At 67.9% G+C, this 13493-nt stretch carries 11 protein-coding genes; 7 read left to right on the forward strand and 4 right to left on the reverse strand.

Going from position 1 to position 13493, the window contains the following annotated elements:
* Positions 1-29 precede the first annotated feature (29 nt).
* Both KF745_15215 and KF745_15220 read left to right on the forward strand, forming a co-directional pair.
* Positions 30-932 (forward strand): type II secretion system protein, encoded by a 903-nt coding sequence (locus KF745_15215; GenBank protein MBX3359765.1) that lies wholly within the window; start codon positions 30-32, stop codon positions 930-932.
* A 70-nt stretch (positions 933-1002) separates the two neighbouring features.
* Positions 1003-2325, forward strand: coding sequence for a DUF2029 domain-containing protein (locus KF745_15220; protein MBX3359766.1), 1323 nt, complete (start codon positions 1003-1005; stop codon positions 2323-2325).
* 2 nt (positions 2326-2327) lie between these two features.
* Here the strand turns inward: KF745_15220 and KF745_15225 are convergent, their stop codons facing one another.
* Complete coding sequence (locus KF745_15225) at positions 2328-4238, reverse strand: hypothetical protein (GenBank protein ID MBX3359767.1); 1911 nt, start codon at positions 4236-4238, stop codon at positions 2328-2330.
* A 195-nt stretch (positions 4239-4433) separates the two neighbouring features.
* On the opposite strand from KF745_15225, the gene KF745_15230 reads away from it, so the two are divergent.
* From KF745_15230 to rpsG, 4 genes are all read left to right on the forward strand, one after another.
* Complete coding sequence (locus tag KF745_15230) at positions 4434-5828, forward strand: tetratricopeptide repeat protein (GenBank protein MBX3359768.1); 1395 nt, start codon at positions 4434-4436, stop codon at positions 5826-5828.
* Positions 5825-7186: an MFS transporter gene (locus KF745_15235; GenBank protein MBX3359769.1), complete on the forward strand. Its 1362-nt coding sequence runs from the start codon at positions 5825-5827 to the stop codon at positions 7184-7186. The genes KF745_15230 and KF745_15235 overlap by 4 nt, the downstream gene beginning before the upstream one ends.
* A 97-nt stretch (positions 7187-7283) precedes the next feature.
* Positions 7284-7655, forward strand: a complete 372-nt coding sequence (gene rpsL / locus KF745_15240; protein MBX3359770.1) for a 30S ribosomal protein S12 — start codon at positions 7284-7286, stop codon at positions 7653-7655.
* A 130-nt stretch (positions 7656-7785) separates the two neighbouring features.
* Positions 7786-8280 (forward strand): 30S ribosomal protein S7, encoded by a 495-nt coding sequence (gene rpsG / locus KF745_15245; protein MBX3359771.1) that lies wholly within the window; start codon positions 7786-7788, stop codon positions 8278-8280.
* Positions 8281-8358: 78 nt separating this feature from the next.
* Here the strand turns inward: rpsG and argC are convergent, their stop codons facing one another.
* Genes argC through KF745_15260 form a run of 3 tightly spaced genes read right to left on the reverse strand, consistent with a single transcriptional unit; the run spans position 8359 to position 11651 of the window.
* Positions 8359-9435 carry an N-acetyl-gamma-glutamyl-phosphate reductase gene (gene argC, locus KF745_15250; GenBank protein MBX3359772.1) on the reverse strand — a complete coding sequence of 359 codons (1077 nt, stop codon included), beginning with the start codon at positions 9433-9435 and terminating at the stop codon, positions 8359-8361.
* A gap of 30 nt (positions 9436-9465) precedes the next feature.
* The gene (locus tag KF745_15255) at positions 9466-11028 is read right to left on the reverse strand and encodes a serine/threonine-protein phosphatase (protein MBX3359773.1); all 1563 of its coding nucleotides are present in this window, start codon (positions 11026-11028) and stop codon (positions 9466-9468) included.
* Positions 11025-11651 carry a cob(I)yrinic acid a,c-diamide adenosyltransferase gene (locus tag KF745_15260; protein ID MBX3359774.1) on the reverse strand — a complete coding sequence of 209 codons (627 nt, stop codon included), beginning with the start codon at positions 11649-11651 and terminating at the stop codon, positions 11025-11027. The genes KF745_15255 and KF745_15260 overlap by 4 nt, the downstream gene beginning before the upstream one ends.
* 59 nt (positions 11652-11710) lie before the next feature.
* Here KF745_15260 and recJ point away from each other — a divergent pair, with 59 nt between their 5' ends.
* A complete protein-coding gene (recJ, locus tag KF745_15265; protein MBX3359775.1) occupies positions 11711-13486 on the forward strand; it encodes a single-stranded-DNA-specific exonuclease RecJ in 1776 nt (591 codons plus the stop codon).
* The last annotated feature ends 7 nt before the right edge of the window (positions 13487-13493 follow it).

A 13493-nucleotide genomic window follows, 5' to 3' on the forward strand; every position in this document is an offset into this window, starting at 1 on the left:
AGCAGCCCCATCCTTCCGATGGAGGAACCATGCGCACCGCACTCCGCCGGCCAGCGTTCACCCTCATCGAACTCCTGGTCGTCATCGCGATCATCGCCACGCTGGTGGCGATACTCCTCCCTGCCCTCGCCACGGCGCGCGCTTCGGCGCGCACCACCGCGTGCGCCGTCAACCTCCGGTCGATCGGCCAGGGCGCGGTCATGTACGCCGACGATCACCAGGAACGCATCATCCCCTCCTACACGATGACCGGCGTCGCCGGTGGGGCCGCCGTCCCGCTCGAGGGCTGGGGCCCGATTCTCGATCGCGATGGCTATATCCCCGGCTCGCGAGAGAACCGGGGCACTGCCTTCGTCTGCCCGGAGATGCTCGATATCGAGGGCATGCGCCTCGGCCAGACCGGCGACGACCCCAACAACGCCCGCGGCTGGATGGACTGGCCCAATCTCCGGCTCGGAGGCCAGAACGTCCCGACCACGATCGAAGACCGCGGCTTCGACCGAATCCTTCGTATCGCCTACTGGATCAACGCCGACAACCCGATCGGCGCCGCAACGGTCGTGACCCCTGACCTCTACTACACCGGTTCCGTCGGATACGGCCCCTCAACCAACGGCCTCACGATCGACTACACGCGGATGTCCGTGTTCCAGCGCCCCGCTCAGCTCATCGCGTTCGCCGACGGCGTCTACGCGGGCCGCCAGCGCGACAACCAGTTCGGACAGACCAACTGCCGGATCGGGTACCGACACAAGGCCAAAAACGCACCGGCCACTAACACGGCCTTTGCCGATGGGCACGTCGCGATGATCGCGGGCAACTCGTTCCCACGAGCTCTTGGAGGCAGCAACCTCCCGAAGCAAGTGGAACGAGAGAACACCGGTCCCGGCCCGACCGTCTATGCCAACCCCGAGCGGACGCTCGCACCCTGATGCCGGTTGACCTGCTGAGCCAGTTCACCGCTTCGATTACCACAGAACCCGCAACGAGGGAACTCCTCCGTTGACTCATCGTCTGGCACGATCCTTGTGGAGCGTTCTGCTCCCCGCCCTGGTCATTCTCGGCGTCTTTGTGTATGGCGTGGCCAGTTCGATCCCGCGGATCGGCCAGGCGCGAACGGCCGACTTCGGGCACTTCTACTGGGCCGCCCGGGCCATGCTGGACGGCTCCGACCCCTACACCTCTTGGCACAACGGCTATATCTACCCGCCCCTGCTCGCTTTTCTGTACACCCCGCTTGCTCGCTTTGACTTCGATACCGCCGCGGCGCTGTCCCTTGTCCTTAACACCCTGATTGTCTTCGCCACCCTCGTCCTGTCGACCCGCAGCGCGGTCGACCGATTCGACATTCGCCGCGCCTGGCCCGCCGTGCTCACGGTCGCGGCCATCGCCTCCGTCATCATCGCCGACAAGATCAAGGGCGAGCTTCAGATGTGGCAGACCAACGCCATCCTGCTGCTCATGTACGCCCTCGCTCTGACGTGGCTCGACCGCCGGCCGGTTCTCGCAGGCCTTGCCCTCGGCGTTGCGTTCAACATCAAGTACCTCCCAATCGTGCTCCTCGGGTGGCTCCTCGTGCGACGCCGTTGGCGCGCCGCGGCGGGCTTTGCCGGCGGGATCGTCCTCTTCGCGTTGCTCCCGGCCCTGCTCAACGGCTGGAGCGAGAACCTCCGCCACCTCCGCGTGGCCGGAGCAGGGATCCTCAACCTCGTGGGCATCCGGGTCGAGAACGCGCCGATCGCCAATGTCGAGCCTCTCGCCGTCTCATTCAGCGTTTCGATCACAAGCGCAATCGCCCGCCTCGTCGGTCACGAGCGAGAGCACGCCCTCGGCCTCGCTCTTGCTGCAGTCGCCGCCCTGGCCGTCGGCGTGGCCGTGATCGCGATGTACCGATATCGCGGCGTTCCGCTCCTGTGCTGGCCAGCTGCTCGCGAACAGCACGATCAACCCTGGAGGATGATGGTCGCGGTCGAGTGGGCGTCGCTCATCGGGCTGACCCTCGCGTTCAGTCCGCAGACCAACACCCGCCACCTCTACATGCTTCTCCTCCCCTGCGCCCTCGCGGCAGGCTTTGTGATGAAGTCCAGTCTCGCGGCCCCGGTCCGCTGGACCGCGATTGCCGGAATGGTCGGCTTGTTTGCAGCCCTGACACTCCCCCCCGGCGGACCCACCTTCGATCCCTATGTCCGCGCATGGCGAGAAATGGGGGGGCCTTCGCTGGGGATCCTCGCCATGGTGCTGACGCTGGTGTGGTCTTCGCTCGCGGTAGCAGGCCGGAGCCTGCCAGGCACGCCAGCCGCACCGGCCGATCCCCTCCGACCCTGAACCTACGGCTTCTGCTGCTTCGCTTCGAGCGTGGCCAATCGGTCTGCCTCGCCCGGTGACAGCTGGTCGGCAAACCGCGACCTGATCGCCTGAGCCACCGCGGCCGCCTGCCCCGGAGTCGTCGCTCGCTCCAGCCCGTCAAGCCAGGCTGACGCCGGCGCATCGAGGAGCCCCGCCTCGTCCAGGCGATTAAGCGCAATGAGCGTCTCACAACGAAGCGACTTCGACCCCGCATCAGCGCTCGCCAACCTCGTGTGCGCATTGAGCGCATCGAGCGCCGCGGCAGGCTGCCGCATGTCCAGCCGCGTGCGAGCCAGCAGCAGCATCGCCTCGGCCATCGCGGCCGAGTCCTGAATTCCATCGGGCGCCGCCCGAGTTGCCAGTGTTTCCAGCCGCGCCAGGATGGCCTCTCGGAGCGCCGCATCCTGCTCGCGGCGGGCGATCTCCAGGGCCGGGCCCGGTCCCATCGCCGCCGCAACCGCCGCGAGGCCATCGCGACGAACATCCGGGGAGGGCGCCGGCAGCGTCGCGATCATGTCGTATTCCCGGCGGGTTGGCCCCGCGGCCGCGACCGCCCCCGCCGCGGCCCGGAACAGCGATGCATCAGACTTCGCAGCACCGATCAGCGATTCCAGTGTCTCCGGGCGCGACGCCATCGCGTCAGCAGCGGCTTGCCTTACGGTCTGCGACGCGGACCGCAGCAGCCCCGCAACCAGCTCCCGATCGGGCGATTTCCCGAGCACCACGAGCAGCCGCAGCCCGGTAGGCGGGATCGATTCCGGGTCCATCTTCCTCAGCACCGCCAGCACCGCTTCCGTGTCCTCCTCCCCGCCGAGCAGGCCCCGGTCGTACAGGATGGACACGAGGTCGATCGCCGGTTTGCGCGCCGATCCGGGTCGGGCGAGCCACCGCAACGCCGCCGGCCGCAGCACCGCAGCCGGGAACCGCCTGGCCGCCACCAGCAGCCCCGCCGCGGGGGACTCCTCCCGCTCGATGATCAGCGCGTTGGTGATCGCTTCCTGCGCTCCCGGCGGCTGCAGCGCGTCGACCAGTTCCGCCGCCGACCTCCGCAGGTCAGGCAGCGGGTCACGAAGCAGGTCGATCGCCGTCGCACCGACGTTCGGGATCCTCGCGTTCGCCAGCTCCGTGTTCGTGAGCACCACTCCAACCCGCCGGATCCGCGCAAACTCGTCCCGCAGCAGGGCGACCAGAAACGCGGACCGCGCCTCGCCCGTCGTCGGCAACTCCGCGAATCGCGTGCGGGTCATTTCGACGAGGCGGACCAGCGCCGTCTCGCGGTCCCTCGCCACGCGGTCGGCCCCCTCCGCCAGCCCCTCCGCCAGCACCCGCTGCCACTCAAACTCCGTGAGAAACTCGATCTTCGCAAACCACTCCTGCCACCGGCGTGCATCAAGCCCGAACTCCGCACGCCCGGTCAGCCTGGCCAGAGCCACGAACGCCGCATCCCGGGTCGCGGGCGAGGCGCCGGGGCTGTTCCCCGCCGCCAGCGAGATCAGGGTTCGCAGCGAGTCCCGCGTTCTCACCGACGCCAACGCGGCGACGGCGCCAAGACGCTGCTCGGCGCTCCCGAACTCTGCGAGTCGCGACAGGAAGCCACCCGTCCACGTCGGGGCCGAGGGCAGCGAAGCGATCTCCCGCAGGAGAAACGCCTGGACCTCGGACGGCTCCGGAGTGTCAAGGATGGCCTGGACCGCTTTCTGCGAAGAAATATCCGGCGACGCCAGAAGCCGGCGTGCCACAGCCGATCGGACCCCTGGTTCGGTCGACGAGCTCTTGAGCAGCGCCAGTTCATCCGCCAGCCGCGCCTGGGCGCTGCCCGCCGGCGGCTGGGTCTGCCCATGCAGCATGCCCCCCGACCCGAGGGTGACCGAAAGGGCAGCAAAAAGAATCATCGACCGGCGCGGCATCATGGTTCGGTGCGCCATTTATCGGCTTGCGCGGGGCCGGAGATACAGCGGGGCGCCCCGGTGACAACGTCTGATTTCACGCGCTCGCACGCGCCAGGACGATGGTAGTACGAATCTCCCTTGGAAGCCGCTTCCGGGCACGACTACCGTTGGCAACCCGTGTGTGGGCGGAGCCGAAGCGTGGACGACTGGTCGAAGGCCGAACGACATATCGATCGAGCCCATGAGCTCTACGAAGCCGGCCGCTGGGACGAGGCCGAGTCCGAGCTTCGGGAAGCGCTCTCCCTCAATCCATACCGGGCCGAGTGGCACTTCAATCTTGGCCTCACGCTCGAGGCCACCGGCCGCCACGCCGCCGCTGCCGAAGCCTTCCAGGAGGCCGATCGCCTCGAGCCCGGCGACGGTCAGACTCGGCTCATGATCGGCCTCAACCTCCTCGACGCGGGAGAGCCGCGACAGGCCATCGAGTGGCTCGAAAAGTCCGCCGCGGCCGACCCGGCTGACCCGGCCCCGTTCGTTCATCGCATCTCCGCCTACGCCGCCTTGGGAGAACACGACCAGGCCGAGGTCATGTTCTACCTCGCTCAGCAGATCGATCCGAAGAACGCAGAGGCCTATGCGAACCTCTCCGAGTCGCTTCAGTCCCGTGGCATGACGGACAAGGCTATCTGGTGTCTCCGCGAGGCCGCCCACCTAAACCCGGGTCTCGCCGGCATCCACGCCCGTCTTGCCGAGGCCTACGCCTCCACGGGCCGCCTCGAACGGGCCCGTCAGCTCTACCTGCTCGAACTCCGGCAGGACCCGGGCGACATCGAGATCCTGATGGACTTCGGCGGCCTGCTCATGAACATGAACCGCTTCGGCGAAGCGGGCGAGAAGTTCCGGCGGGTGCTCGAGCTCGAACCCGAGAACGCAGAGGCCCACATGCTGCTGGGCGAACTTGCGGTCCGGACCGGAAACCACGCCGAGGCACGCGTCCAGTGGGACGTCGCGATGCGGCTCGACCCGGCCTTTCCGGGCGTGCGTCGCCGACTCGCCGGCCTGATGCTCTCCCACGGCTCCAGAACCGAGATCGCGCACGCCAGGGACCTGCTGCAGAACGAGCTCGAGGACCACTCCCACGAGCCCCTGCGTCGCACCGTTGAGGACATGGATGAGCTGGGGCGTCTCCTGCTCGACGCCGACATGCCCGTTGAAGCACGGGCTGTCTTTCGCGATCAGGCCCGCCGCCGCCCCGGGCACGTTCCAACGCTCCACCATCTGGCGGTCTCCTGTCTCAGGATGGGCGACCGCGCCACCGGAGCCCAGGTCTGCCGCGACGTCCTCAAGATCGACCCGCGGTACGTCCCCGCCATGCACAACCTGGCTGTGGCCTGCGTTCACGAGCGGCAGTGGGTCCGTGCCCGCTATTGGGTGCGGCAGGCGCTCCGCCTCGACCCCGAGGACGTCCTCCTCCGGCGATTGAGGCTCAAGCTGCGAATGCACGCCATCGCCGAGGCCGCGCTCTGGGTCGCCGATCGCGCCGTCGATCTGGCGTGCTGGCTCACCAGGCGCCGTCCGCGGGTGCGGGCTTGACGAGCGGCGGCCCGTCGGCTGCGCGCGCTGCGAAGGTCTCGCTCGCCCTCCTGCTCCTGATCAACCTCTTCAACTACATCGACCGCTATATCCTCGCCGCCGTCCTGCCGCTGATCGGGGAAGAGGTGCTCCCCAAGGGCGACCCCAACTCCGACGCCAAACTCGGCCTCCTCACGACCGCATTCCTCGTCTCCTACATGGTGACAGCACCGGTCTTCGGCTGGCTCGGGGACCGCGTGCCCCGCTGGGGGCTGGTCGGTGTCGGAGTCATCCTCTGGTCACTCGCCAGCGGCGCCTCGGGCCTGGTCGTGGAGATCGATCGATCGCTCGCCGCGGCGGGGTACGGGGTGCTCTCCGCGTACACCGCCCTCCTGATCACCCGGATGTTCATCGGAATCGGCGAGGGTGCCTACGGGCCCGTGGCGCCCGCGCTCATCAGCGACCTGTTCCCGGTCGAGCGCCGAGGCATGGTCATGGCGTGGTTCTACATGGCCATCCCCGTTGGCAGCGCCGTCGGCTTTGCCCTCGGCGGGTACATCGGGAGTCACTTCGGCTGGCGATGGGCCTTCTACGCCGTCGTTCCGCCGGGAGTCCTCCTCGGGATCTGGTGCTTCCTGCGCCCGGAGCCCCCCCGCGGCGCCGCCGACCCGGTCGGCCAGGTCAAGCGCCGCATGTCAATCGCCGATGTGCTTGTCCTCGCCCGCACCCCTTCCTATGTCCTCAACGTCGCGGGGATGACGCTGATGACCTTTGCCCTCGGCGGCGTTGCGGCGTGGATGCCCTACTACGTCGTGACCTTCCGCAAGGCCGCTTCGCTCCCCGATGCGACCATGACCTTCGGCGCGATCACCGTGGTGGCAGGACTCATCGCCACGCTCTCGGGCGGGTGGATCGCGGACCGCTTGCAGACCCGGATCCCCGGCGCATACCTGCTCGTATCCGGCTTCGCGATGCTCCTGGGGTTTCCGCTCTTTCTTGCGGTGCTGGTCACCCCGTTCCCATGGTGCTGGGGCGTGATCTTCGCAGCCCTGCTGTGCCTCTTCTTCAACACCGGCCCGAGCAACACCGCCATCGCGAACGTCGTCCACCCGGGGCTCCGCGCCACGGCGTTCGCCATCTGCATCTTCGTCATCCATGCCCTCGGTGACGCCATCAGCCCGCCCCTGATCGGCTTTGTCAGCGATCGGACCGGCAACAACATGAACGCCGGCTTTGCCCTCGTTTCGGTCGCTGTGCTCGGTTCGGCCGTGTGCTGGCTCTGGGGGTCCCGGCACCTCGCCCGGGATCGTGCCCGCCTGGACTCGCCCATCCCTCTCACCCCACCGGGCGGCGGGTTCCAAGGCCCGGCCGTTCCCTAGATTCACCACCACCCCCAACCATTTCCCCTCCTTGCCCTCTGCCAACACCCCGCTAACATTCCCTCCCCCAACTTGGCCCTGTTAGAGAAGAGCCCCAATGCCGACGATCAACCAACTGATCCGCAATCCACGCCGCCTTCCCGCGATCAAGTCGAAGGTGCGCGATCTCGCCGCCTGCCCGCAGAAGCGAGGCGTCTGCCTGACGGTCAAGACCGTCACCCCCAAGAAGCCCAACTCGGCTCTTCGAAAGGTCGCCCGCGTCCGGCTCTCCAACGGCAAGGAGATCACCGCGTACATCGGCGGTGAAGGCCACAACCTCCAGGAGCACTCCATCGTCCTGGTTCGTGGCGGCCGCGTCCGCGACCTCCCCGGTGTGCGCTACCACGTCGTCCGCGGCGCCCTCGACTGCCTCGGTGTTGAGAAGCGCAAGCAGGGCCGCTCCAAGTACGGCGCCAAGAAGGGCAAGTAATCCAGTTCACGTTTCCCGCCCGGCGTGCGCCGCGGTGGATTGGAAGGCAAGTAATCGTCCCGCCTGGCCGGCGAAGACGGTGAACAAAGCCGCCGGCAATCGCCGCGGCAGATGAGCCAAAGGAGTCCCCATGGCAGGCCGCATCACCAAGTCCGATGCTCAACTCCGCCCCGATCCTCGCTTCGGCGACATGGTCGTTGCCAAGTTTGTCAACTGCATCATGAACGACGGCAAGAAGGCAACCGCCCAGCGCGTTGTCTACGACGCCATGAGCATGATCGACGATCGCCTGAAGAAGGAAAACAACCCCGATGCGCCGAAGAACTCCCTGGAGCTCTTCATCCGCGCCATCGAGAACGTCAAGCCCTTCGTCGAGGTACGCTCCAAGCGAGTCGGCGGGGCCAACTACCAGGTGCCCATCCAGGTCACCAAGCGTCGCCAGCAGTCCCTTGCGTTCCGCTGGATCATCGATGCCGCCCGCGGCGAGAAGGGCCGCCCCATGGCCGCCAAGCTCTGCGACGAGCTGTACTCTGCAGCCCGCGGCGAAGGCAAGGCCATGAACACCCGCGACCAGACCCACCGCATGGCCGAGGCCAACCGCGCCTTCGCTCACTTCGCCCACTGATCGCGGACCGTCCACCGATCCCCTGCGCCCCGCGGCACACGCGGGGCGTTTTTCATTGTCTGCACCACAGCCCCACCGCTACATCAACCCGGTGGTTTCCTCCAGCCCGAGCATCAGGTTGGCATTCTGTACCGCCTGCCCGCTCGCGCCCTTGACCAGGTTGTCCTCGGCCGCCACCACCACCACCCGCCCGCTGGCCACACGCCCGTTGACGTGGACCATGTTGGTGCGGTGCACATCCTGCAGCGTCGGCGCTTCCTCGCGGACGACCACGAACGCCTCGTCCGCGTAGGCGCTGCGCAAGGCGGATTGAACAGCAGCGGTGTCCACGGACGTCGAAGCGGGTTCCGCACAGATCGTTTCAAGGATCCCCCGAGCGACCGGGAGCAGGTGAGGCATGAATAGGGGCTCGCGCCCAGGCACGGTCGTCCCACCCCAGACGGCCAGCGACTGGGCAATTTCCGGCTGGTGCCGGTGCGCCCCGATTCCGTACGCCGAGTAGTTCTCGGTCACCTCCGGGTAGTGCAGATTCGCACGCGGCGCACGGCCGGCCCCGGTCACGCCGCTCGCCGCGTTGATCACGATGGAATCCGGCTTGATGAGCCCCGCCTGCAGCAGCGGGATCAACGCGATCGCCGCGGCGGTCGGGTAACACCCCGGATTCGCCACCAGCATCGCCCTTCGAACCGCGCCGCGGGCGAACTCGGTCAAGCCGTACACCGCGTGCTCCAGCCCCGCCGGGTCGGTATGACGATGGCCATAGGCCCGCTCGTAGACAGTCGAATCCTTGATCCGGTACGCCGCCGACAGATCGACCACCTTCACACCCCGGGCGAGCAGGGCCGGGGCGTGCTCCATGGCGGCCTCGTGCGGCAGGCAGAGAAACGCCAGCCTGCACGCCGCCGCGATCGCATCGTGGTCGATCGCATGGCATTCCGCCACGCCCGCCGCCACACGGGAGGTCAGCCTTGGGAACTCCGCGTCGATCCGGGGCGCCGGTGTACGAGCCGAGGCAAGGTACGACACCCGAATCGCAGGGTGTCGCGAGAGGATCTCGATCAACTCAAGCCCGGTGTACCCGGTCGGGCCGAGGATCGCGACCGGAATCGGAGCGGCCGTTGGCTGGGGGGATGACGTCGCGGCGGGGTTCGGCATGGGAGGATTGTTGAGGCCGCCGGCCGACATTCAACCCGCGCGGCCGCCCGGCACCCCGGCGGGATGGGCCGCGAGCCGGTCGCGGGAATCGGTCTTGCGGCGGGCATCCTCGGGCGTCGGAACGGCCCTGGAGACCTCAACGATGATCGTGTCGTCGCTCGGCGGCCCCTCGCGGTGGCCCTCGACAACGCCGAGGATCTCGTCGATCCACTGGCCGGTGCGAACTCCACGCTTGGAAGCCGCGGCGATGATGCCCTGCAGCCCAGCAACCCCCAGCGCCCGGCCGGCTTCGTTCCGTGCTTCAATGGCCCCATCCGTGTAGGCGAGCAGGGTGTCGCCGATCACGAACCGATGCTCGACCGGCGCCGGGTCGTAGTCGTCATCGGTCGCCGCTCCCAGCACGAACGCGGTCGACGACAGCTCTTCGATCGTGCCGTCGACCGCACGCAGGAACGCCGGTGGGTGCCCGCCGCTGGCATACTCGAGCACGCCGCGCGACTGGTCGACGCGGATGCACAGGGCCGTGGCATAGACCGAATGGGTCGCCAGCGTGAGATGGACATAGCGGTTGAGGGCCCGCAGGACCTCGCCGGGCGGAGCATTCGGATCCTCCCCGAAGAGCCGCTCCAGTTCGCCGTAGAGCCGATTGACCGTCAGTGCCGCGGCGATGCCGTGGCCTGTCACATCCAGCAGGACAAGGTTGAACGCCGCTGGCTCAACCACGCCGCCCAAGACCCGGGCGGGCGAGAACCGGGCATAGAGGTAGTCACCGCCGATCTGCAGCATCGGCTCGTATTTGTAGTGCAGCCGGACGGGCCCGGTGGTGATGGGCTTTGGAAACAACGACTCGTGGATCCGCCGTGCATCGGTCAACTCTCGCCGCATCTCCCAGTACTGGCCGCGGAGCATCCGCACCATGAACCGCTCGCGGAACCAGCTGTGCCGCCACCAGCAGATCCCCGCGCCCGGGACTCCGACCAGCGGCGCGGTGCCGATGACCAGCGCCGCGATGCCGAGGCTGTGACGGAAGTAAACCCCTGCCACGATGGCGTAGGCGATCAGCAGGGGTACCAGGGGTCGGTAGCACTCGCGGGGCGTCCACGGAAGAAAAAAGCACGCGAACACATGCGAGACGAAGATCCCCTTCAGGCCGTCACGGACGAACACCCACGCGGCCCCGCGATCCCAGTGCTCGCCCGCCGTCGCCGATCGTGACGAGAGCGATCCGACCTTGAACTCCACGGTCAGAATGACGGTGATCAGGCTGAGAAAGCCGGCAAGAACGATGAGCCAGTAGGCGATCGAGAGCACCTCGCGGGCGTTGGCCCTGCCGCCGTACACCTGCAGGAACCCCGCAACATACAGCGCGCTCGTCACCAGGCTCAGCCCCATGACGATCAACTCGTGCGCCGTCGGTGCCAGCGGCCGGCCGAACCAGAGGTACAGGCTGGTCGCAAAGACCGTGATCACGCCCCACACCGCGACCACGCCCGTGTACCACAGGAACCGGCGCCGCAGCCACTTCGCCCGTTCGGCCTCGAACTGGCCGCCGAACTCGCTGGTGAACACCGACTTGGATTCGCCCCGGCTCACACGTGCGGCCCGTCCTCTCCCTCGCGCCGGCGGGTTGCCCCCGGCTGCCAGAGCACGTCGGCCGCCCCATCCCCGTTCGCGACCCGGCCAAGGACGAACAGGAGATCGCTCAGCCGGTTGAGGTACTTCACCGTCTCCGGGTTGACCAACCCGGCTTCGGCCTGGGAAAGGTGAACAGCCAGCCGCTCGGCCCGGCGGACCACGGTCCGCGCGACGTGCAACGCCGCCGCAAGCGGCGTACCCCCGGGAAGAACGAAACTCGTAAGCGGCCCAAGCCGCTCATTGTGGAGGTCGATCAGCTGCTCAAGCCGCCGGGTCTGTGTGGGGATGATCCGCAGGTGCGACCCGGGCTGTTCATCGGGCCGCACCGGGGTGCACAGATCCGCTCCCAGGTCGAACATGTCGTGCTGGATCGTGGTCAGCATCCCGGGGATGTCGGTCGCATGACCGGTCAGGCCGGTCGTGGCGCATAGGGCGATGGCGGCACCAATGGACGAGTTGGCCTCGTCCACCGTGCCGTAGGTCTCGATCCGGATGTCTGTCTTGCTCCGGCGCGACCCATCTCCCAGCCCCGTCGTGCCGTCGTCGCCGGTCCGCGTGTAGATGCGGGTGAGCTTGACCATGGGACGAGTGTACCTCCGGCCGGGCATCGCGTACGCTCGGGGCGACAGGGAGGTCGCCGGTGCGAGGGATGCTTTCCAACTGGGTGTACCGGTCAACTCCGCCGCCGGCTTCGGCTCCGCTGGTGGAACGCGTGCTCGCGGCCCGGGGGCTCGATGGCGACGTCGAGGCCTTCCTGACCCCGCGACTGACCGACCTGCACGATCCATCGCTGATGCCCGACCTTGACCGCGCAGCCCGAAGAGTGCTCGACGCACTGGGCCGAGGCGAGCGAATCGCTATCTACGGCGACTACGACGTCGACGGGATCACCGCGACGGCGATCCTGTACCACATGATCCGGGCAATCTCGCCCGAAGCCGTCATCGAGACCTACGTCCCTCACCGTCTCGAAGAGGGGTACGGGCTGAATGCCGCGGCGATCGGCGAGCTCGCCGCACGGGGCGCACGCGTGATCGTGTCGGTGGACTGCGGGGTCACCGCCGTCGAACCGGCGGCGGCGGCACGGGCCCTCGGCGTGGACCTTATCGTGACCGACCACCATACCGCGCCTCAAAGCGATGGCGAGCTTCCAGATGCCTTCGCCATCGTGCACCCGAGGCGCCCGCGGATCAGCTCCCGCGAAGATCGGGGCGGGCCGGGGGACGACGTCTATCCCTTCGGCGACCTGTGCGGGGCCGGCGTGGCGTACAAACTCGCATGGCGGCTGGCGACGATGTCGTGCGGCTCTCCCAGGGTCTCGAAGCCGCTGCAGACGCTGCTGGTCGAACTGCTCGCATTCGCGTCGCTCGGGGTTATCGCCGATGTGGTCCCGCTCGTCGGCGAGAACCGCGTCATCGCCCGGTTTGGCCTCCGCCGGATCCGGTCATCGCCCTTCATCGGATTGAGGGCACTGGTTGAAGCTTCGGGCCTGACCTCCAACGCCGTTGACTCCGTCGATGTGGGCTTCAAGCTGGGCCCGCGTCTAAACGCGGCGGGCCGGATGGGTCACGCGCGCGAGGCCGTCGAGTTATTCACCACAGCCGACGAACATCGCGCCCGGCAGATCGCCGAACAACTCACCATGCAGAACGACGCCCGTCGCGGCGTCGAGCGGGCCATCCTCGAGCAGGCCTGCGAACTGGCCGAGTCGGCCGGGATGACGTCCACCTCGCGCCGGGCCATTGTCCTCGCCGACGAACGGTGGCACGCGGGCGTCGTGGGAATCGTCTGCTCACGCCTTGTTGAGCGGTACTGCCGGCCGGCGATCCTGCTGCACCGCGACGAGACCGGCATGTGCCACGGCTCCGGTCGTTCCGTCCCCTCCTTCAACCTGCACGCCGCGTTGCAGGCATGCTCGATCCATCTCGAGCGGTTTGGCGGGCACGACATGGCGGCCGGTCTCGGCGTGGCCGGCTCAAACCTGGCCGCGTTCCAGGAGGCATTCATCGACCACGCCAACTCCCTGATCACCGAACAGGACCTCGTCCCCCGCCTTTCGGTGGACTGCGAGGCATCCCTGCCGGACCTCTCACTCGACGCGGTGACGAGGCTGAGCGACCTCGCGCCCTTCGGCCGAGGCAACCCGTCGGTCCGGGTGGTCCTGCGTGGCCTCACGCTGACCCAGGCGCCTCAGCCGATGGGAGTGGGGGGGAAGCACGTGAGCCTGCTGGTGCGTGCGTCGGGTGGCCGCGCCGGTGACCGTCAACTCCGCCTTGTCGCGTTCAACTGGGGCGATCGTCGCGACGGCCTTCGCGCCGGGTCCGGCGTCGACGTAGTGGTCGAGCCCAAGATCAACACATGGAACGGAAGGCAATCGGTCGAAGGCGAGCTGCGCGACCTGGCCCTGAGCACTTGATGCAGCA

This window comes from Phycisphaeraceae bacterium (assembly GCA_019636655.1).
In the GTDB taxonomy this organism is placed as follows: Bacteria; Planctomycetota; Phycisphaerae; order Phycisphaerales; family UBA1924; genus JAHBXB01.

What these genes read in the sequence shown, in the direction of transcription:
- rpsG (MBX3359771.1), top strand. Translation starts at nt 7,786, where the DNA reads ATGGCAGGCCGCATCACCAAGTCCGATGCTCAACTCCGCCCCGATCCT.
- KF745_15215 (MBX3359765.1), top strand. Translation starts at nt 30, where the DNA reads ATGCGCACCGCACTCCGCCGGCCAGCGTTCACCCTCATCGAACTCCTG.
- KF745_15260 (MBX3359774.1), bottom strand. Translation starts at nt 11,651, where the DNA reads ATGGTCAAGCTCACCCGCATCTACACGCGGACCGGCGACGACGGCACG.
- rpsL (MBX3359770.1), top strand. Translation starts at nt 7,284, where the DNA reads ATGCCGACGATCAACCAACTGATCCGCAATCCACGCCGCCTTCCCGCG.
- argC (MBX3359772.1), bottom strand. Translation starts at nt 9,435, where the DNA reads ATGCCGAACCCCGCCGCGACGTCATCCCCCCAGCCAACGGCCGCTCCG.
- KF745_15225 (MBX3359767.1), bottom strand. Translation starts at nt 4,238, where the DNA reads ATGATTCTTTTTGCTGCCCTTTCGGTCACCCTCGGGTCGGGGGGCATG.